Source organism: Neisseria sp. HMSC068C04, assembly GCF_001810105.1.
GTDB lineage: Bacteria > Pseudomonadota > Gammaproteobacteria > Burkholderiales > Neisseriaceae > Neisseria > Neisseria flavescens_B.
The window spans coordinates 1-409 of sequence record NZ_KV799951.1 but is presented as its reverse complement, the minus strand read 5'-3'; the positions used below and the strand labels follow the sequence as shown (position 1 = coordinate 409).

At 36.4% G+C, this 409-nt stretch carries 1 protein-coding gene; it reads left to right on the top strand.

Annotated features, from left to right (window positions below; translation table 11 throughout):
- The coding region (locus HMPREF2700_RS05910) for a transposase (RefSeq protein WP_141745824.1) at positions 1 to 259 on the top strand (259 nt) is incomplete at its 5' end.
- Positions 260 to 409: the final 150 nt, after the last annotated feature.

Genomic DNA, 409 nt, shown 5'->3' with positions numbered 1-409 from the left:
TGAACAATCGGGGACAAGTGTCAATAAAAAAGGCCGATTGAGCCGATACGGACACCGCCAATTAAAACGTGCCTTGTTTATGCCTGCCCTTGTTGCTTACCGCATGAATGCATTTCCTCAACTTGTAAGCAATTTGGAAGCGGCAAAAAAGCCTAAGATGATAATCATCGTTGCACTAATGCGGAAATTGGCAAAAATCGCCTTTTATATACACAAGACTAAAAAGCCGTTTGATAAAGCGCGCCATCAGACGGTTTAACGAATTTATACAAAACAAAACGGCTGTAAAAACAGCCGTTCTTTGTCGTTTCCGTTGAAAATGCAATAACTAAATATCTATTAAAAACATAAACATAATAGATTAACTTATTTTAATAATTGACATGCCAATATATCATCTTTTCCTTTT